This is a genomic window from Stenotrophomonas sp. Marseille-Q5258, assembly GCF_946900935.1.
Lineage (GTDB): Bacteria > Pseudomonadota > Gammaproteobacteria > Xanthomonadales > Xanthomonadaceae > Stenotrophomonas > Stenotrophomonas nematodicola.
Genome location: NZ_CAMPPN010000023.1, coordinates 1 through 19,046, shown reverse-complemented (window position 1 = coordinate 19,046; position 19,046 = coordinate 1). Strand labels below are relative to the sequence as shown.

At 68.8% G+C, this 19,046-nt stretch carries 16 protein-coding genes and 1 other RNA gene; 7 read left to right on the top strand and 10 right to left on the bottom strand.

The genetic code is table 11. The features are described 5' to 3' along the window. Positions 1 to 38: 38 nt before the first annotated feature. The 9 genes from murG to mraZ are packed head-to-tail and all read right to left on the bottom strand — an operon-like array spanning position 39 to position 9,914. On the bottom strand, positions 39 to 1,130 hold the full coding sequence (murG, locus tag OC534_RS15150) for an undecaprenyldiphospho-muramoylpentapeptide beta-N-acetylglucosaminyltransferase (protein WP_017355442.1): 1,092 nt from the start codon (positions 1,128 to 1,130) through the stop codon (positions 39 to 41). Continuing rightward, positions 1,127 to 2,437, bottom strand: a complete 1,311-nt coding sequence (gene ftsW, locus OC534_RS15145; protein WP_017355441.1) for a putative lipid II flippase FtsW — start codon at positions 2,435 to 2,437, stop codon at positions 1,127 to 1,129. Before ftsW ends, murG begins: the two co-directional genes overlap by 4 nt. Further along, positions 2,437 to 3,522, bottom strand: coding sequence for a phospho-N-acetylmuramoyl-pentapeptide-transferase (mraY, locus tag OC534_RS15140; protein ID WP_017355440.1), 1,086 nt, complete (start codon positions 3,520 to 3,522; stop codon positions 2,437 to 2,439). The genes ftsW and mraY overlap by 1 nt, the downstream gene beginning before the upstream one ends. Next, on the bottom strand, positions 3,512 to 4,906 hold the full coding sequence (gene murF, locus OC534_RS15135; protein WP_136003673.1) for a UDP-N-acetylmuramoyl-tripeptide--D-alanyl-D-alanine ligase: 1,395 nt from the start codon (positions 4,904 to 4,906) through the stop codon (positions 3,512 to 3,514). Before murF ends, mraY begins: the two co-directional genes overlap by 11 nt. After that, the gene (locus OC534_RS15130; protein ID WP_262072091.1) at positions 4,903 to 6,387 is read right to left on the bottom strand and encodes a UDP-N-acetylmuramoyl-L-alanyl-D-glutamate--2,6-diaminopimelate ligase; all 1,485 of its coding nucleotides are present in this window, start codon (positions 6,385 to 6,387) and stop codon (positions 4,903 to 4,905) included. The genes murF and OC534_RS15130 overlap by 4 nt, the downstream gene beginning before the upstream one ends. Further along, the gene (locus OC534_RS15125; protein WP_136003670.1) at positions 6,384 to 8,228 is read right to left on the bottom strand and encodes a penicillin-binding transpeptidase domain-containing protein; all 1,845 of its coding nucleotides are present in this window, start codon (positions 8,226 to 8,228) and stop codon (positions 6,384 to 6,386) included. Before OC534_RS15125 ends, OC534_RS15130 begins: the two co-directional genes overlap by 4 nt. Beyond that, the gene (gene ftsL / locus OC534_RS15120) at positions 8,225 to 8,488 is read right to left on the bottom strand and encodes a cell division protein FtsL (protein ID WP_017357228.1); all 264 of its coding nucleotides are present in this window, start codon (positions 8,486 to 8,488) and stop codon (positions 8,225 to 8,227) included. The genes OC534_RS15125 and ftsL overlap by 4 nt, the downstream gene beginning before the upstream one ends. Beyond that, positions 8,485 to 9,453 (bottom strand): 16S rRNA (cytosine(1402)-N(4))-methyltransferase RsmH, encoded by a 969-nt coding sequence (gene rsmH / locus OC534_RS15115; protein ID WP_153165009.1) that lies wholly within the window; start codon positions 9,451 to 9,453, stop codon positions 8,485 to 8,487. Before rsmH ends, ftsL begins: the two co-directional genes overlap by 4 nt. A gap of 14 nt (positions 9,454 to 9,467) precedes the next feature. Continuing rightward, positions 9,468 to 9,914, bottom strand: a complete 447-nt coding sequence (mraZ, locus tag OC534_RS15110; RefSeq protein WP_017357226.1) for a division/cell wall cluster transcriptional repressor MraZ — start codon at positions 9,912 to 9,914, stop codon at positions 9,468 to 9,470. A 324-nt stretch (positions 9,915 to 10,238) separates the two neighbouring features. On the opposite strand from mraZ, the gene OC534_RS15105 reads away from it, so the two are divergent. Both OC534_RS15105 and rnpB read left to right on the top strand, forming a co-directional pair. After that, positions 10,239 to 11,003 (top strand): NRDE family protein, encoded by a 765-nt coding sequence (locus OC534_RS15105; protein WP_017357225.1) that lies wholly within the window; start codon positions 10,239 to 10,241, stop codon positions 11,001 to 11,003. 51 nt (positions 11,004 to 11,054) lie between these two features. Further along, an RNA gene (gene rnpB, locus OC534_RS15100) (RNase P RNA component class A) lies at positions 11,055 to 11,405 on the top strand. Positions 11,406 to 11,597: 192 nt separating this feature from the next. Here rnpB and rsmI read toward each other — a convergent pair. Further along, complete coding sequence (rsmI, locus tag OC534_RS15095) at positions 11,598 to 12,419, bottom strand: 16S rRNA (cytidine(1402)-2'-O)-methyltransferase (protein ID WP_262072089.1); 822 nt, start codon at positions 12,417 to 12,419, stop codon at positions 11,598 to 11,600. An 80-nt stretch (positions 12,420 to 12,499) separates the two neighbouring features. Between rsmI and OC534_RS15090 the strand changes: the two genes are divergently transcribed. From OC534_RS15090 to OC534_RS19315, 5 genes are all read left to right on the top strand, one after another. Further along, positions 12,500 to 14,221 carry a penicillin-binding protein activator gene (locus OC534_RS15090; protein WP_166472612.1) on the top strand — a complete coding sequence of 574 codons (1,722 nt, stop codon included), beginning with the start codon at positions 12,500 to 12,502 and terminating at the stop codon, positions 14,219 to 14,221. Positions 14,222 to 14,228: 7 nt separating this feature from the next. Next, positions 14,229 to 14,597, top strand: a complete 369-nt coding sequence (locus tag OC534_RS15085) for a YraN family protein (protein WP_136003666.1) — start codon at positions 14,229 to 14,231, stop codon at positions 14,595 to 14,597. After that, positions 14,597 to 15,139, top strand: coding sequence for a metal-dependent hydrolase (locus tag OC534_RS15080; RefSeq protein WP_136003664.1), 543 nt, complete (start codon positions 14,597 to 14,599; stop codon positions 15,137 to 15,139). Before OC534_RS15085 ends, OC534_RS15080 begins: the two co-directional genes overlap by 1 nt. Beyond that, on the top strand, positions 15,136 to 16,521 hold the full coding sequence (locus OC534_RS15075; protein WP_136003662.1) for an FAD-linked oxidase C-terminal domain-containing protein: 1,386 nt from the start codon (positions 15,136 to 15,138) through the stop codon (positions 16,519 to 16,521). The genes OC534_RS15080 and OC534_RS15075 overlap by 4 nt, the downstream gene beginning before the upstream one ends. Before the next feature lie 499 nt (positions 16,522 to 17,020). Beyond that, a partial coding sequence (locus OC534_RS19315) for an autotransporter outer membrane beta-barrel domain-containing protein (RefSeq protein ID WP_316044088.1) occupies positions 17,021 to 19,046 on the top strand: 2,026 nt, incomplete at its 3' end.

The window sequence follows — 19,046 nt, the reverse complement described above, 5'->3', positions numbered from 1 at the left end:
GCCTCGCGTCGGGCCTGCGCCGTGGCGCGGTGCGGTGTTCATTTGGATTCCTCGAGGATGATGTCGGCGATGCGCTCAGCGGCATCGACCTTGGCCAGGGCACGCGCGGCATTGGCCATCTGCATGCGTCGGGCGGAATTTTCGGACAATTCGTGCAGCACGCCCTGCAGGTGCGTTGCCAGCGTTTCATCCTGCTTCAGCAATACGGCCGCGCCGCGCTCGACCAGGTACTCCGCATTGCGGGTCTGGTGATCGTCGACGGCGGCCGCAAACGGCACCAGCACGCTGCCGACGCCCACCGCGCACAGCTCGGCCAGGGTGGACGCGCCGGAACGGCACACCACCAGGTCGGCCCAGGCGTACGCTTCGGCCATGTCGGCGATGAACGCGTCCACCTGCGCGGTTACGCCAGCCTCGCGGTAGGCAGTGACGGCTTCGGCATGCAGCTTCTCGCCGCTCTGGTGGCGCACGTCGATGGCAACGCGCGCGCCCAGTGCCGCCAGCGCCTTGGGCACGGCGTTGTTCAACGCGCGCGCACCCTGGCTGCCGCCAAGCACCAGCAGGCGCAGCGGCCCCTGGCGGTTGGCCAGGCGCGATTCGGGAATGGCGATCGCGGCGATCTCGGCGCGCACCGGATTGCCCACCGCTTCCTCGCGCGCGGCGAAGCTGCCCGGGAAACCGGTCAGGATGCGCCGCGCGACGCGCGACAGCACGCGATTGGTCAGGCCCGGCGCGCGGTTCTGTTCGTGCACCAGCAGCGGCAGGCCGTGCAGGCGCGCGGCCAGTCCACCCGGACCGGAGGCGAAGCCACCGAAGGCGATCACCGCACGCGGCTGGCGGTCACGGATCAGGAAGCCGGCGGCACGCACCGCGCGCAGCAGGCGCCACGGCGCACCGATCAGGGCCAGCGTGCCCTTGCCGCGCAGGCCGCTGATGGCCAACGTGTCGATGTGGATGCCGTGCTGCGGCACCAGGCGGGTTTCCATCGCGCCATCGGCGCCGAGCCAGGTGACCGGCACACCGCGTTCGCGCAGCACGCGCGCCACGGCCAGGCCGGGGAAAATGTGGCCGCCGGTACCACCGGCCATGATCATCACCGGGCGTTCGGAAGGGGCAACGGGCAGGCTCATCCCATCCTCCCCAGGGTCGGTTCGATGCGTTGCTGCATGCGGCTGGTGCCGCGCGGCGAGCTGTCGCGCGGGGCATCCTGCAGGGCGGCAGCGACGGCCGTGGCGCTGGTCGGCGCGTCGGCCGCAGCGGCACCGTCGTCGCCCTCGGGGGCGCCCATGCGCACGGCCTGGCGCCGCTCGGCGCGGTCCAGCTCATAGGACACGCGCAACAGCAGGCCCATCGCCACGCAGGTCATCAGCACACTGGAACCACCGGACGAGATCAGCGGCAGGGTCAGGCCCTTGGTCGGCAGGATGCCGAGGTTGACCCCGATCGACACGAAGCTCTGCATGCTGATCCACAGGCCGATGCCGAAGGCGATGTAGCCGGAGAAGTGACGCTTCATCTCCACGCAGCGCATGCCCAGCCAGAAGGTGCGGCCCACCAGCAGCGCGTACAGCGCGATGATCAGGCACGTGCCGAGGAAGCCCAGCTCCTCGGCGGTCACCGAGAAGATGAAGTCGGTATGCGCTTCGGGCAGGTAGTACAGCTTCTGCACCGAGTTGCCCAGGCCCACGCCGGTCCACTCGCCGCGGCCCACGGCCATCAGCGCGTTGGACAGCTGGTAGCCGTCGCCCTGCTGGTCGGCCCACGGGTCCAGGAAGGAGGTGATGCGGCGCATGCGGTACGGCTCGATGATCGCCAGTGCGCTCATGCCGACCATGCCGATGACCACCGGCATGGACATGCGCGGCATGTTCACCCCGCCCAGCACCAGCATGCCGGCGGTGATCGCCAGCAACAGGGTGGAAGAACCGAAGTCCGGCTGAAGCAGCAGCAGTACCACCAGCGCGCCGGCCACGCCGAGCGGCTTGAGCATCGCCGGCCAGGTCGCGTTGACCTCGTCGCGGAAGCGCACCAGGTAGCTGGACAGCCACACGATGTAGAGCACTTTGACCGCTTCGACCGTCTGGAACTTGGAGATGCCCAGGTTGATCCAGCGCCGGGCACCGTTGACGCTGCTGCCCAGGCCGGGGATGAACACCACCACCAGCAGGGCGAAGCAGCCCAGCAGCAGGATCTGGTTGTACTGCTCGATGCTCTTGAGCTCGGTGCGCATGGCCACGATGGCCAGCCCGATGCCGACCGCCAGGAAGATCAGGTGGCGGTTGAGGTAGTAGAACGGGCTGCTCATCAACGCGATCGAGCTGGACGCGACCATCACCACGCCCAGCCCGGTGAGCGCGATGATCGCGCCCAGCAGCCACTTGTCGAAGTGGCCTCCGATGGCTTCAAGGCGGGTTGCCTGGCGCGACAGATCGTTCATCAGCGGACCTTCAACGTGGCCAGGCCGATCAGGACCAGCACCACCGAAATGATCCAGAAGCGCACGATCACGCGCGGTTCCGGCCAGCCCTTCAGTTCGAAGTGGTGGTGGATCGGAGCCATGCGGAACACGCGCTTGCCGGTCAGCTTGAACGAGGCGACCTGGATCATCACCGACAGCGTCTCGACAACGAAGACACCGCCCATGATCACCAGCACCAGTTCCTGGCGGGTGATCACCGCGATCGTGCCCAGCACCGCGCCCAGCGCCAACGCGCCGATGTCGCCCATGAACACCATCGCCGGGTAGGTGTTGAACCACAAAAAGCCCAGGCCCGCGCCCGCGATGGCCGCGCAGATGATCACCAGTTCACCGGCGCCGGGAATCTGCGGGATCTGCAGGTAGCTGGAGAACACCACGTTGCCCGAGGCGTAGGCGAAGACACCCAGCGCGCAGGCGACCAGCACGGTCGGCATGATCGCCAGCCCGTCCAGGCCGTCGGTCAGGTTGACCGCGTTGGAGAAGCCGACGATCCAGAAGTAGGCGATGGCCACAAAGCTGATGCCGGCCAGCGGCAGCGCCACCGACTTGAACATCGGGATATAGAAGGTCATCGCGGCCGGTACATCGGCCGTATAGAACAGGAACAGGCCGGCGGCCAGGCCGAAGATCGACTGCAGCAGGTACTTCCAGCGCGACTTCAGACCGTTCGGGTCACGGCGCACGATCTTGATCCAGTCGTCGTACCAGCCGATCGCGCCGAAGCACAGCATCACCGCCAGCACCACCCAGACATAGCGGTTGCGCAGATCGGCCCACAGCAGCACTGACAGGGTGATGGTCAGCAGGATCAGCGAACCGCCCATCGTGGGCGTGCCGGCCTTGGAGAAGTGGGTCTGCGGACCGTCGGTACGGATCGGCTGGCCACCCTTGAACTGGGCCAGCCTGCGGATCATCGCCGGCCCCAGCCACAGCGACAGGAACAACGCGGTCAGCGCCGCGAGGATGCCGCGCAGAGTCAGATAGCCGAACAGCCCGAACAGGCTCTCCAACTGCTGCAACCATCGGGCCAGTTCAAGCAACATTGGGGGTTTCCTCTCCTCGCGCCAGCAGCGCTTTGACAATTTTGTCCATCGCACTGCCGCGCGAGCCCTTGACCAGGCAGCGCACGCCAGCATGCAGTTCGGTGGCCAGTGCAGCGGCCAGGGTGTCGTGGTCGCTGAAATGGCGGCCACCGTCGCCGAAAGCGGCCGACGCGGCGGCGCTCAGCGTGCCCAGCGTGTACAGCCGCTTGAGCCCGGCGTCGCGCGCGCGACGGCCGGCCTGCGCGTGCAGCGCTTCGCCGTCCGGGCCGAGCTCGCGCATGTCGCCGAGCACCAGCCAGCCTTCGTCGCCGGCGGCGGCCAGCGCATCGATGGCGGCGGCCAGCGAACCGGGGTTGGCGTTGTAGCTGTCATCGATCAGCACCGCGCCACCCGGCAGCACGTGCGCGACCTGACGGCCCGGCACCGGCTCGGCGCGCGCCAGACCGGCGGCGACCTGGGCCAGGGTGATGCCGGCCGCCAGCGCCAGCGATGCCGCGGCCAGCGCGTTGCCGATGTTGTGGCGGCCCGGCAACGCCAGCACGATTTCGGCCTGGCCCTGCGGGGTGGACAGCACGAACCGGCTGCCCGAGACGCTGAGGCGCACCGACAGCGCGGTGATGTCGGCACTGTGGTCCAGGCCGTAGCGCAGCACGCGGCTGCGCGGCGGCTGGCCGACCACGTGCTGTTCGAACCAGGCACCGAAGGCGTCGTCGGCATTGATCACCGCCACGCCATCGGCCGGCAGCGCGGCGTAGATGGCGCCCTTGGTGGTCGCCACGCCCTGCAGGCTGCCCATGCGTTCCAGATGCGCCGGCGCGATGTTGTTCACCAGCGCATAGCGCGGGCGCACGATGTCGGTCAGGTAGGCGATGTCACCCGGCTTGCCCGCGCCCATCTCGTAGATCGCGTAGTCCGCGTCTTCGGGGGCGTCGATCAGCGCCAGCGGCAGGCCGATTTCATTGTTGAGGTTGCCGGGGTTGGCATACACCACGCGCCCTTCTTCGCGCGCAACCTGCTGCAGGATCGCCAGCAGCAGGGTCTTGACGCTGGTCTTGCCGTTGCTGCCGGTGATGGCGAACACCTCGGCCTGGCGGTCACGCTGCATGCCGGCGGCGATCCGACCCAGCGCGTGCTGGCTGTCGGCGACCACGATCTGCGGCAGCGCCACATCGAGCAGGCGCTCGACCAGCATGGCCGACGCGCCGCGCGCGACGGCGTCGGCGGCGAAGTCGTGGCCGTCGAAGCGCTCGCCACGCAGCGCCACGTACAGGCTGCCGGGGGCCAGGGTGCGGGTATCGTTGCTGATGGCGTCGATCGCGGTGTCTTCACCGTGGATCTCGCCACCGGCCCAGTGGGCGATCAGTGACAGCGGCGTGCGCTTCATCGTGCCGCCTCCCCGTGCGATGCCGCCAGGACGCGTGCGGCCACCTCGGTGTCATTGAACGGATGCTGCACGCCGGCGATCTCCTGGTAGGGTTCATGACCCTTGCCGGCGATCAGCACGATGTCGCCGGCGCCCGCCAGGCCGATCGCCCGGGTGATCGCGGCGGCGCGGTCGCGCTGCACGATGGCGGCGTCAGGCGCGCGCAGCCCGGCCAGGATGTCGGCAACGATGGCATCGCCGTCTTCGCCGCGCGGGTTGTCGTCGGTGACGATCACCACATCGGCGTGCTGTTCGGCAATGGCGGCCATCTGCGGGCGCTTGCCGGTATCGCGTTCGCCACCGCAGCCGAACACGCACACCAGCCGCCCGGCCAGGTGGCCCTGCAGACTGGCCAGCGCCTGTTCGAGCGCGTCGGGGGTATGGGCGTAGTCGATCACCACGGTGGGCTGGCCGTTCGCACCGCCAAGACGGTTCATGCGGCCGGCGATCGGCTGCAGCTGCGAGAGCAGCGCGGCGATCGTGGCCGGGGCATGGTCCAGCGCCAGCAGCGCGCCGGCCACGGCCAGCAGGTTGTCCACGTTGAAGCGGCCGAGCAGCGGTGACTGCACCGGGTGGCGTTCACCGCCAACGACCAGCTCGAAGGCGATGCCGCGACCGTCGAGCGTCAGCGAATCGGCACGCACCGCGGCCTGCTGCGCGCCGCGCGAGCTGACCCCGACCGGCTGCACGCCGGCGTCGAGGGTGCGCAGCAGTTCACTGCCGAACGGGTCGTCGAGGTTGACCACCGCGGCCTTCAGGCCCGCGCGGTGGAACAGCTTGGCCTTGGCCGCACCGTACTGCGCCATGTCGCCGTGGTAGTCGAGATGATCGCGGGTGAGGTTGGTGAACACCGCCACGTCGTAGTGGACCGCGTCCACCCGCCCCTGGTCGAGCGCGTGCGAGCTGACTTCCATCGCCACTGCCTGCGCGCCGCCATCGCGCAGCTGCGCCAGCACGGCGTGCATCTGCAGCACCAGCGGGGTGGTGAAGCCGGTCGGCACCACATCACCATAAAGTCCGACCCCCAGCGTGCCGATACTTCCACTGCGGATGCCAAGCAGGTGCCAGGCCTGGGCAAGCAGCTGCACGGTGGAGGTTTTGCCGTTGGTGCCGGTCACTCCCACCATCGTCATCGCGCGCGAGGGGTGACCGTGGAACTGGTCGGCCATCGCGCCCATGCGCATGCGCAGGCCCGGCACCGCGATCGCGTCGGCCGGGGCCGGCAGCTCGGCCGGGGCCGGCGGATCGAACAGGATCGCGCCCGCGCCGGCAGCACGTGCCTGCTCGACGAAGCCCAGCCCGTGCGCGCCGAAGCCGGCGATCGCCACGAAGGCATTGCCCGGGCGCACCGCGCGGCTGTCCAGCACCAGCCCGGTGATGGTCGGGTCGTGGGGCAGCGCCACGTCGGGAATCAACTGCGAAAGCAACATCGTCTGGCTCATTGCGTGCCTCCCTGCGCGGGGGGCGTCGTGGCGTGCGCGCTGGGCAGCGCGGCATCGAATTCAGCGGCGGCATCGGCCGGCAGGACCACCTCGGCCGGCGGCGCCGGCAGGATCGAGGCGGAGTGCCCCATCTTTCCGGACTGCTGCGCGGCCAGCCAGGACTCGATATCGTCCGGCGGCACGTCCATCAGGCGCAGCGCGCCTTCCATGACGTTGTGGAACACCGGTGCCGACACCAGGCCGCCGTAGTATTTGCCCGCCTGCGGGTCATTGATCACGATCACCGTGGCGAAGCGCGGGTTGCTGGCCGGCACGACCCCGGCGAACAGCGCGTTGTAATGCCCGCGCTCGTATCCGCCGGGACCGGTCTTGCGCGCGGTACCGGTCTTGCCGGCCACGTGGTAGCCCAGCACCGCCGCCTGCTTGGCGCCGCCCTGGGTGACCACGGTTTCCATCATCGCCACCACTTCCTTGGCGATGTTCTCGTCGATGATCTGCTTGCCTTCGTTGCGCTGTCCCTTCACGAAGGTGGGCGCGATCAGCTTGCCGCCGTTGCCGAGCGCCGAGTACGCAGTGGCGATCTGCAGCGGCGTGACATTCAGGCCATAGCCGTAGGACATGGTGGTCTTGGTGGCACCGTCCCACCGGGCGGGGCGCTTCAGCACACCGGCCGATTCGCCGGGGAAGCCGCTGTGCGGAGCCACGCCGTAACCGAAGCTGTGGACGTGATCGTAGAACACCTGGTCCGGCATCCTGGCGGCGATCTTGGCGGCGCCGATGTTCGAGCTGCGGGTGATCACGCCGGTGACGTTGAGCACGCCGTTGTTGCGCGGCACGTCCTTGATGGTGAACCGGCCCACGGCCATGTAGCCGGGATTGGTGTCCACGATGGTGTCCTTGGTGACCACACCGGACTGCAGCGCCGAGGCGATGGTCAACGGCTTCATGGTCGAACCGGGCTCGACCAGATCGGTGACCGCGCGGTTGCGGCGCGTGTCCGGCGCGGCACCGCCGACCGAATTGGGGTTGTAGGTCGGCAGGTTGACCATCGCCAGCACTTCGCCGGTGGCCACATCCATGATCACCATCGAACCACCGGCCGCCTTGTTGGCGATCAGTGCGTTGCGCAGCTCCTTGAAGGCCAGGAACTGGATGCGGCGGTCGATGCTGAGGGTGAGGTCCTTGCCGGGTTCGGCCGGGCGCAGCAGGTCGCTTTCGACGGTATCGCCCTTGCGGTTGCGGATCACCCGCTTGGCGCCGGGCTTGCCGCGCAGCCACTCGTCGAAGGCCAGTTCCAGCCCTTCCTGGCCGCGGTCGTCGATGTTGGTGAAGCCCAGCACGTGCGCCATCGCCTCCCCCTGCGGGTAGAAGCGGCGGAACTCGCGCTGCGAGGCGACGCCGGGGATCTTCAGCGCCACCACTTTCTCGGCGTCGTCGGGGTTGATCCGGCGGCGCAAGTACATGAATTCCTTGTCGGCCTTCTGCGCCAGGCGGGCGTTGAGCTCGTCCAGCGGCATGCCGAGCGCGGTGGCCAGCTCCGGGATGCGCTCGGGTTCGCGCAGCAGTTCCTGCGGATTGACCCAGATCGAGGCGACCGGGGTGGACACCGCCACCGGCTCGCCGTTGCGGTCGGTGATCATGCCGCGCGAGGTGTTGATCGGCAGCTCGCGCAGGTAGCGGGCTTCGCCCTGGCGCTGGTAGAACTCGCTGTTGATGATCTGCACGTAGGCGGCGCGGCCAACCAGCGACACCGAGCACAGGCCCAGCGCCAGACCCACCCACTTCAGGCGCTGGCGCAGGTTGAAGCTGTTGCGGGCACGGTTGCGGCCGGACTTGCTCATGGGCGCACCACCACGACGTCGGCGGCCTCGGGGAACTTCATGCCCAGGCGTTCGCGGGCAACGCGATCGACCCGGGTCGCTTCGGCCAGCGTGGCCTGCTCCAGCTGCAGGCGGCCGAATTCGATATTGAGCTCATCGCGCGCGCGCTCGACCTTGGACAGCTCCACAAAGGTCTGGCGGTGGCGGTGGCGCATGAACACCACGCCGATCGCCGAGGCGATCGTGCAGGCCAGCAGCACAATGAGCAGCAGGCGGCTCATCCGGCCACCGCACGCTTTTCGGCGACACGCAGCACGGCACTGCGCGAGCGCGGGTTGACCGCCAGCTCGTCGTCGTCGGCCTTGATGGCGCCACCGATCAGGTCCAGCGTCGGCACGAACGCCGTCAGTTCCGGCAGCCGGCGGTTGGTCGGCGGGGCCTTGGCATGACGGTTCATGAACTGCTTGACGATGCGGTCTTCCAGCGAGTGGAAGCTGATCACCGCCAACCGGCCACCGGGCTTGAGCCGCGCCATTGCCGCGTCCAGGCCGGCTTCGAGGTCGGCCAGTTCGCGGTTGATGTGGATGCGGATGGCCTGGAAGCTGCGCGTGGCCGGGTGGATTTTGTCCTTGCCACGCGGCATCACCGAGGCGATCAGCTCGGCCAGTTCGGCAGTGCGGGCGAACGGCTGCCTGTCGCGGCGCGCAATGATCGCGCGGGCGATGCGGCGGCCCTGGCGCTCCTCGCCGTAGGTCCACAGCACATCCATGAGCTCACGCTCTTCAACGCGATTGAGCCACTGCGCCGCACTCTCGCCGCTGTCCGGGTCCATGCGCATGTCCAGCGGGCCGTCCTTGCCGAAGCTGAAACCGCGCTCGGCCACATCCAGCTGCGGCGACGACACACCGAGGTCGAACAGCACCCCGTCCAGACCGTCGGCGGTGGCATCCCAATGCAGCAGGTCGGCGAAGCTGCCACGGAAGATCGAGACGCGCGGATCCGGCGCGAAATCGCGCTCGGCCACCGCAATCGCTTCGGGATCCTTGTCCATGACCAGCAGCCGGCCTCCAGGACCGAGTTGCTCGAGCACGCCGCGGGCATGACCGCCACGACCGAACGTGCCATCGAGATACCGTCCGTTTTCGATCACCGCCAGGCCTTCCAGGACCTGCGTGTACAGCACCGGCAGATGGCCCGCCGGCGACTGCGACACCGGAAGGTGACCGGCCTGCGCGCCCCCGCGCACCCGGGCACCCCGGCTCACAACTTCAGGTCGAGCAACCCATCGCCGAGATCCTCGTCAGACAATGTCTGCTGGATCAACGCGCGATGTGCCTGCTCGCTCCACAATTCAAATTTGTCGCCCATGCCGAGCAGAACCGCCTTCTTTTCAATGCCAACGGCACCACGGTGGCTGGCGGGAATACTGATGCGACCGTTGCCGTCCAGCTCCAGATGCGCGGCCGAACCGACCAGCTTCTGTTGCAGCAGACGCACGACACGCTGTGTGTTGGGCTTGGACATGACGTCGTCCCGCACCCGCTCCCACTCCGATTCGGCATAGAGCCAAAGGCAGCCGGACTCGAACGGGTTGTAGGTGAGCACGAGACGGTTGTTGCTGGCGCGCGCGACGAGGTCGCGATAAGCGGTGGGAACCGCCATGCGCCCTTTGTCATCAACTGTGATGGCCGTCTCGCCCTGGAACACGACGCCTGCACCTTTTCCTTTGCCCGGTGAAACATTGAACCACGAAAAACCACAAAAAACCCGGTTTTCCCTCTGTTGCCCACCTTAGCAGTGCCGATTGGGTTGTCAACAACTTTGCGAAGCCGAAATCACTTTGAACATCAAGGGCTTGCAGCAATGTTTAGAGACTTGTTCAAGGCTTATCCACAAGTTGCTGTTTCGTCTCAATTTTTGAGATTGATCGGAAGTTCAGGCCTGTGCAGAGGGCGTGAAACCCTTGCCCGCATTCAGTCGCGCGGGGGTCGGCTTCGACCTGTTCGTGCGCAAACCCGGCACAATCGGCGCATGTGTCTGCTCGCTCTGGCCTGGAAGGCCCACCCCCGTTGGCAGCTGGTCATGGCCGGCAACCGCGACGAGTTCCACGCCCGGCCCACCGCCGCGCTGGCGGCCTGGCCCGCACCCGACACCGGCGTGATGGCCGGGCGCGACCTCCGCTCCGGCGGCACCTGGGCCGGCATCGGCCAGAACGGCCGGATGGCGGTGGTGACCAACGTGCGCGACCCGCTGGCCCGCCAGACCGGCCCCTCGCGCGGTGCACTGGTGGCCGACTTCCTGCGTGGCAGCGCCCCGGCCGCCGCCTTCGCCGATGCCTTGGCCCCCGATGCCTCCGCCTTCGCCCCGTTCAACCTGCTGCTGGCCGACCGCGACAGTTGCCAGTTCCTGGGCAACCATCCCCTGCTGCGACGGACGCTGTCACCGGGCCTGCACGGCATGTCCAATGGCCCGCTCGATGCGCCGTGGCCGAAAACCGTGAACCTGGTCGAGGCCCTCGGCGACTGGATCGCCCGTGGCGAGGTCGCGCTGGACCCGCTCTGGCAGGCGCTGGCCAATGAGGGCCGTGCCGACGACGACGCCCTGCCCGACACCGGCATCGGCCTGGAGCGCGAGCGCTGGCTGTCCTCGGCATTCATCCGCAGCCCCGACTACGGCACCCGTGCCAGTACCGTCATCGCCCTGGACGAACGCGGCCACGGCTTCATCCAGGAGCGCCGCTTCGCCGCCGATGGCCGCTGCATCGGCGAGACCCGGTTGGACACGCCTGCACCGTAGTCCCGCATCCACGTCCCTGCCGCGCAGCGGATGTGGGACAATGCGCGCGGCGGAGTCGGCCAGACAGTCGCGTCATCCCTTGCGGATGCCGAGGAAAGTCCGGGCTCCACAGGGCAAGGTGCCAGGTAACGCCTGGGCGGCGCGAGCCGACGGAAAGTGCAACAGAAAGATACCGCCTACGTTCCCTTCGGGGAGCCGGTAAGGGTGAAATGGTGCGGTAAGAGCGCACCGCGAGTCTGGCAACAGACCGGCACGGCAAACCCCACCTGGAGCAAGACCAAATAGGGACCTAATGACGTGGCCCGCGTCGGGTCCGGGTAGGTTGCTTGAGCGCTGCGGTGACGCAGCGCCTAGAAGAATGACTGTCCACGACAAAACCCGGCTTATCGGCCGGCTCCGCCCTTTCTTCGCCTTCTGCGAAGAAGCCCCCAGGGTGCCACCAGCCCCCACATCCCCCCGCCTGTCGGCGTGCCTCCTGTACTGAAGGGGGCTGTTGCTCGGGACAGCACACCGGTGGAGCCGACCGTTGGCCGGCTGCCCTACGTTCCGACATCGGCGCTGCATCCCAGGCACTGACGACCACCCGACCGCAGCTCAACTCCCGTACAGCGCCTTTCTCGGCGCGCCGGTCAGTTCCGCCGCCAGCTTGGCGGCGGTCGAAGGCGGCAGGTGCTCGCTGAGCTTGGCGTACATGCGGCGGCCTGCAGCAAGCTGGGCCTGCGCGTCGTCGGCGGCGCCCTGCACCATCACCACGAACTCGCCCTTGCGCTGGTTGTCGTCGGCTTCCACCTGCTGCAGCAGCGAGCCCAGGGGGCCGTCGAGCACCGTTTCAAACAGTTTGGTCAGTTCGCGCGCGATCACCGCCGGTCGCTCGGCCCCGAACGCGGCCACCATGTCGGCCAGCGATTCGATGATGCGGTGCGAGGATTCGTAGAACACCAGCGTGCGGGTTTCGCCCGCCAGTCCATTCAACCGCTCGCGGCGGCCCGCTCCCTTGGCCGGCAGGAAGCCTTCGAAGGTGAAGCGGTCGCTGGGCAGACCGGCCACGCTCAAGGCCGCGATCGCCGCGCACGCGCCCGGCACCGGGCTGACCCGGATGCCCGCTTCGCGCGCCGCGCGGACCAGGCGGTAGCCTGGATCGCTCACCAGGGGCGTGCCGGCATCGCTGACCAGCGCCAACGACTCCCCGGCCTGCAGCCGCGCCACGATCCGCTGCGACAACGCTTCTTCATTGTGGTCGTGCAGCGCCACCAGCGGCTGCTGGATGCCGAAGTGGGCCAGCAGCTGGCCGCTGCGGCGGGTGTCCTCGGCGCAGATCGCGGCCACCGAGCGCAGCACCTCCTGCGCGCGCGGCGTCAGGTCGGCGAGGTTTCCGATCGGGGTGGCAACGACATACAGCGTGGGGACAGCACTCATCGCAACGGCACTCATGGGTCAAGGGTAGAATCGTACCGTTCCCCGGCCACGGCCGCTGCCCCCATCGAATGGACCTGATCATGAACAAGCCCGTCGCACGGATCTCTGCCCTTTCGTTGTCGCTGCTGCTGCTCGCCGGCTGCGCCACGACCAGCCTCACCAGTGCCCCCGAATCCCCGGCGCAGAGCCAGGCGCTGGCACTGATCGAGCAGGGCAAGCCGCGTGATGCCGCCGTGCAGCTCGAAGCATTGGCCAACACCCTGCGTGGCAGTGCCCGCAGTGCCGCGCTGGCCGACGCTGCCTTCGCCTGGCATGAAGCCGGCGATGCCACCCGCGCCCGCAGCCTGCTGAGCCAGGTGCAGCCGCGCCAGCTCACCGGCGCCAGCCTGCAGCGTTACCAGCTCACCAGTGCCGAGCTGGCACTGGCCGACCGACAGCCGGCACAGGCGCTGGCCGCACTGAAGGAATCCTCGGACGCAGTGGCTCCGTCGCTGCGCACGCGCTGGCAGCTGGCCCGCGCCAATGCGCTGCAGGCCACCGGCGACACCCTCGGCGCCGCGCTGGAGCGCGCCCGCGCACATGCCGCGCTGACCGGCAAGGCGCGCAGTGACAACCAGCAGGCCATCGCCAGCCTGCTCGGCACCCTGGACGACGCCACCCTGCGGGCCAGGGCCGCCGCGCTGCCGGCCAACGAGCCGCTGTACAACTTCGCCGGTCGCGCGCTGATTGCCCGTGGCCTGCCGCTGCCGCGTCCGTTCGACCGCGATGGCGCCAGCCAGTTCGACACCAGCAAGCGCCCGCCGGCGATGTCCGATGGCTACCGCCCGCCGGTGAAGATGGCCGTGCTGCTGCCGCTCAGTGGTCGCCTGGCCACCGCCGCACAGCCGGTCCGCGATGGCCTGCTCAGCGGTTACTACGGTGAGTCGCGCCGCCGCCCGGAGATCCAGTTCATCGATACCGCCGGCACCGCCGCCGGTGCCGTGGCCGCTTACGACAAGGCCGTGGGCGCGGGCGCCGACTTCATCGTCGGGCCGCTGGGCCGCGACGAGGTCGATGCGGTGTTCGGCCGTGCGCAGCTGCCGGTGCCGGTGCTGGCACTGAACCGTGGCAAGGGCAGCCCGCCGGCCGGCAGCGCCGGCTTCTCGATGGCCCCCGAAGACGACGGCATCATCGCCGCCGAGTACCTGCGCGGCCGCGAGCGCGGCAAGGTGCTGGTGGTGCACAGCAACGACGAGACCGGCCGCCGCGCGGCCGCCGCGTTCCGCGAGCGCTTCACCCAGCGTGGCGGCCAGGTGGCGGCCACGGTCGGCGTGAACGACACCGTGGGCGATGTCGGCGCGCAGCTGCGCGCCGCAGGCAGCGTGGACGGCGTGTTCCTGGCGGTGAAGGCGCCGCAGGCCCGCACGCTGGCGCCGCAGTTGGCGCTGGCCGGCGCCGGCGGCGCCAGCCGCGTGGGCACCTCGCAGTTGACCCTCGGCAGCGGCAAGCCCGAGGAAGACATGGCGCTGGACGGCATCATCTATCCGAACGAAGCCTGGAATGTGCGCGGCGTGGCCGGCCTGCCGGCCGCTTCCACCGCCGGGCAGATCCTGCCCTCGGCACGCGGCGCGTCCGGCCGCCTGTTCGCGTTCGGCTTCGATGCGTGGAAGATCAGCGCCTACCTGGACAAGATCGCCACCGAGGGCGCACTGGCCGGCGCCACCGGCACACTGTTCCTTGACAGCAACGGCAACGTGCTGCGTGTGCCGGTGTGGTCGACCTTCAGCGGCGGTCGGCCGACGCCGATCGCGTCGGCCAACTAGGTCCGGCATGGCCACCGGACGCGCGCAGCGCGGCGCGGCGGTGGAAGCGGCGGCTCGGGCGCATCTGCGTCGCGCCGGCCTGCAGCCGCTGGCCGCCAACGCACGCTACCGCGGTGGTGAACTGGACCTGGTGATGCGCGACGGCGACACCACGGTGTTCGTGGAGGTGCGTTACCGCGCGTCGGCCGCGTTCGGCGGCGGTGCCGTCTCGGTCGATCTGCGCAAGCGCCGCAAGCTGGTGCTGGCCGCGCAGCTGTTCCTGCTGGCGCATCCGGCGCTGGCCGATCGGCCCTGCCGCTTCGATGTGGTCGAGGCCGCTGGCGACCCACCGCAGCTGCGCTGGCTGCGGGATGCCTTCCGGCTGGAGGATTGCTGATGCCCACCGTTCTTACCCATGCCGCCATTCCGCTGGCGCTGTGGTGCGCGGCCGACCGCGGCCGCATCGCCACGCCGCTGCTGGCCGCCGGCGTGGTGGCGGCGATGCTGCCGGACGCGGACGTGCTGGCGTTCGCGCTGCACATTCCCTACGCCGACAGTTTCGGTCACCGCGGTGCGAGCCACTCGCTTCTGTTCGCCGCGCTGCTGGCCACGTTGGCAGCACTGCTGCACCGGCGTCTGCGCGCCACGGCCGTGCAGGCCGCCGCGTTTGTCGGCATCAGCACGTTGTCGCACCCGCTGCTGGATGCGTTCACCTCCGGCGGCCTGGGCGTGGCGCTGTGGTGGCCGTGGAGCGGCGAGCGGCTGTTCGCGCCGTGGCGGCCGATCCGCGTCTCGCCGTTCGCCGGCCAGTTCTTCAACGCACGTGGCATCACCACCCTGCTCTCCGAGCTGCGCTGGGTGTGGCTGCCACTCTGCACCGCCGTGATCGGCTGGAAGCTGGTCCACCCTGCCCCCGCCTCGTCCCGGAACACCCCATGACCACCGCCCTGCCCGCCGCCTTCGCCGCCACCCTGCATGCCCTGCTGGGCGACGACGGCTGGCGCACCGACGACAGCGCGCTGCAGGCGCACGCGCAGGACAACTCGTGGCGGCATGCGCTGCCGGCCGGCGTGGCCTTCCCGCGCGACCGCGACCAGGTTGTCGCCCTGGTACGTGCATGCCGCGCGCATGGCATCGCGCTGGTCGCGCGCGGCGCCGGCACCGGTACCACCGGCGCGGCGGTACCGGTGAATGGCAGCATCGTGCTCTCGTTCGCGCGCATGAACCGCATCCTCGACATCCAGCCGGGCAACCGCTGCGCGGTGGTGGAGCCGGGTGTGCTCAACGGCGACCTGCAGCACGCGCTGGTACCGCATGGCCTGTTCTGGGCACCGGACCCGTCCAGCGCGGAGATCTGCAGTATTGGCGGCAACCTCGCCTGCAACGCCGGCGGCCCGCGCGCAGTGAAGTACGGCACCAGCCGCGACAACGTGCTCGGCCTGGTGGCGGTGACCGGTGCCGGCGAGGTGATCCGGTGCGGAGGGGCGTACACCAAGGATGCGACCGGCTACGACCTGACCCATCTGCTGGTGGGCAGCGAAGGTACGCTGGCGCTGATCGTGGAAGCCACGCTCAAGCTGACCCCGCTGCCCGTGGCCCAGGCCGGGTTGCGCGTACTGTATCGCGACGCCAATGCGGCGGCCGCCGCGGTGTCGCGCCTGATGGCGCAGCCGGTGGTGCCCACCCGCCTGGAATTCATGGATGCGCGCAGCCTGGAGCTGCTGCGCCGCAATGGTGCCGTGGTGCCCGAGGCCGGCGCGATGCTGCTGGTCGAGGCCGACGGCGATCACGACACCCTGCCCTATCTGCTGCAGGCGCTGGCCACCGCCGCCGAAGGCGACGGCCTGATCGCGCTGGACGTGGCGATGGAAGGCAGCGCCCGCGAGACGCTCTGGGCAGCGCGCAAGGCGCTGTCGCCGGCGCTGCGCAGCATCGCCCCGGGCAAGATCAACGAAGACGTGGTGGTGCCGGTGTCGCGCATTCCCGATCTGGTCGCCGGCGTGCAGGCGCTGGCGCAGGAACACGCGCTGACCATCGTCACCTTCGGCCATGCCGGCAACGGCAACCTGCACGTCAACATCCTGTACCACCCCGACGACGCGGACGAGAGCGCACGCGCGCACGCCGCCCTGCCGAAGATCTTCGCGCTGACCCTCGCCCTGGGCGGCACGCTGTCCGGCGAGCACGGCATCGGCCTGGCCAAGCGCGACTTCATGGCCCAGGCCTTCACGCCCGCCACGCTGGCGGCGATGCGGGCGATCAAGCGGGCGCTGGATCCGGACGGACTCCTCAATCCCGGCAAAGTGCTGCCGCCGGTGTAGCAGGGCACAGCGGTCGTCTGACGTGCCGACGGCCGCCGTGCATCGCCGCAGCGCCACGGCGATCTGCTGCGTGTGTCAGCCGACCTGGCAACACGACACTGCACGTCCTCGACGGATCTCCCCAAGACGATGACCTGGACGCCGGCGCCTGGGGCCCGGCGCCAGTGGCTGTCGTGACGCCAGCGCGCAGCGGGGCATGACCTGCGCGTGCCGTCGGAACGAGGGTCCACCGGTGGCGATGATCGCCAGCGATAGACGCAGACAATCTGCAAGAAATTGTATGGGTTGACGCAGGTCCGATCGCGACACTGCGCATCCCCTGCTGGACAGTCCGTGTCATTTGCGACCGCCAGGGTACCGCCGCTGCACCGTTCCCCCTGCAGTCTGCCCGGCCACCTCACGAACTCCCCGGCCTATCCCGATCGAGAGACCCACGACAATGAACGCCATCACGACCCGACATCCTGGTCATCCGCCTGTCAGGCTGCTGACCTGTGCTGTGATCCTTGCGCTGACCTCGCTCCCGTTCGGCGATCTGGACGCGCGCGTGCTGGATGGCGAGGAGGCCGACGTGGGCATCGGCGACGCTGCCGACACATGGACCCTCCGCAATGATGCACGTCTGGTGGTCAGGAACGGCGCCACGTTCAACATCATTGCCGACAGCACCTCACAGGTGGACCTCATTGGCACCACCGTGTCGCGCCGCAGCATGTCCAGCCCGAACAAGACCCTCGAACTGACCGACGCCGCCTCCCTGCGCGCCATCGGGTCGACCTTCATCGATGGCGGCCTTCATCTGCAGAATGACGCTACCGTGCATCTGATCGGCAGCAGCATTCTGATGGATGACCTCAGTAGCAGCTTCGCCGGCGCCAGCGTGGGCGTGGATCTGATCAGCGAGACCACGGCGATCGGCAGGGCGCATGCACTGCTCGATGCCACCCTGGTCCGTGTCGCCGACAATCCGGGTGTTTCGGACCGCTTCTCCGGCATTGGCGTGCGCATGGCCGGCGGTACGGTGGATATCGTCAATGGCTCCTCCATCGAAGCGGCCAACGTTGGCGTCCAGCTCCTGGGCGCCCTTCCGGACACCGATACCCTCAGACTGCGGGTGGATGGATCGACGGTGCGTTCGGCGCGCGGCGCCGCGATACAGGTTGCGGCTTACGGGAATGTCGATGCGTCTTATGACGTACGGGTTGCCAATGCTGCGCAACTGGTGGGCGGCGACAACCATCTGATGCTGGTCCGCGCGTTTGACGCGACGCCGTCCCGTGGCTGGACCTCGGTGGCCTTCACGGTGGACGACTCACGCCTCAGCGGGGATGTCACCTTCGACACGCGTACCGTCACCGGCACGCTCGACGTTCAGCTGCTCAACAATGCGCGTATCGATGGCCGATTCACCGACGTCACGTCGGCAACGCTGGGCAGCGGCAGCACCTGGATGCTGACCGGCGACAGCAACGTCGATCGGTTGCAGCTCGATCCCACCGGTACCGTCGCACTGGGCAACGGCACTGCCTTCAATACCCTGGCCGTCAATACGTTTGCCGGCAACGGCGGCACGCTGCTGTTCAACACCGTGCTGGGCGATGACCACTCCGCCACCGACACGCTGGCAATCACCGGCGATGCCGACGGCCAGGCCGGTGTACGCGTGCTCAACGCCGGCGGGACCGGTGCAAAGACCGATCTGGGCATTGCGCTGATCACCGTCGGCGGTGCGTCCAATGCACAGTTCGATCTGATCGGTCGTGCCGTGGGTGGGCAGTACGAGTACTTCCTGGTCAAACACCAGGACGGCAACTGGTACCTGCGCTCGGAGATCCCGACGACCAACCCGTGCGAGGCCAATCCAGCCCTGCCCGGCTGCACGCCGGTTGATCCGGTTGATCCGGTCGATCCGGTTGACCCGGTGGATCCGGTTGATCCGGTCGATCCGGTCGATCCGGTCGATCCGGTCGATCCGGTTGATCCGGTTGATCCGGTCGATCCGGTCGATCCGGTTGACCCGGTGGATCCGGTGGATCCGGTTGATCCGGTTGATCCGGTTGACCCGGTGGATCCGGTCGATCCGGTCGATCCGGTCGATCCGGTGGATCCGGTGGATCCGGTGGATCCGGTGGATGCGGTTGACCCGGTCGATCCGATCGATCCGGCCCCGGCCCCGGCGCCGGTCCTGCGTCCGGAGACCGGCGCCTACCTGGCCAACCAGTTCGCGCTCACCCAGCTGCTGCGCCATAGCTGGCACGACCGCAACGGCGACCACGCCGCCGGCATTGATGGCGTGCACACCTGGGCCAAGGTCGACTCCACCCACAGCCGCCTGGGCGCGGTCAATGACCAGCTCGAGCTCAAGGTGGCCCGCTCGGGCCTGCAGATCGGTGCGGATATCGGTGTGTTCGATGCCGACCGCGGCCGCGTGGGTGTGATGCTCACCGCCGCGCAGTCGCAGGCCACCTCGCATTCGGCCCTCACCGGCTACCGCGCACGCGGCAAGGTGGAAGGCGGCGCGGCCG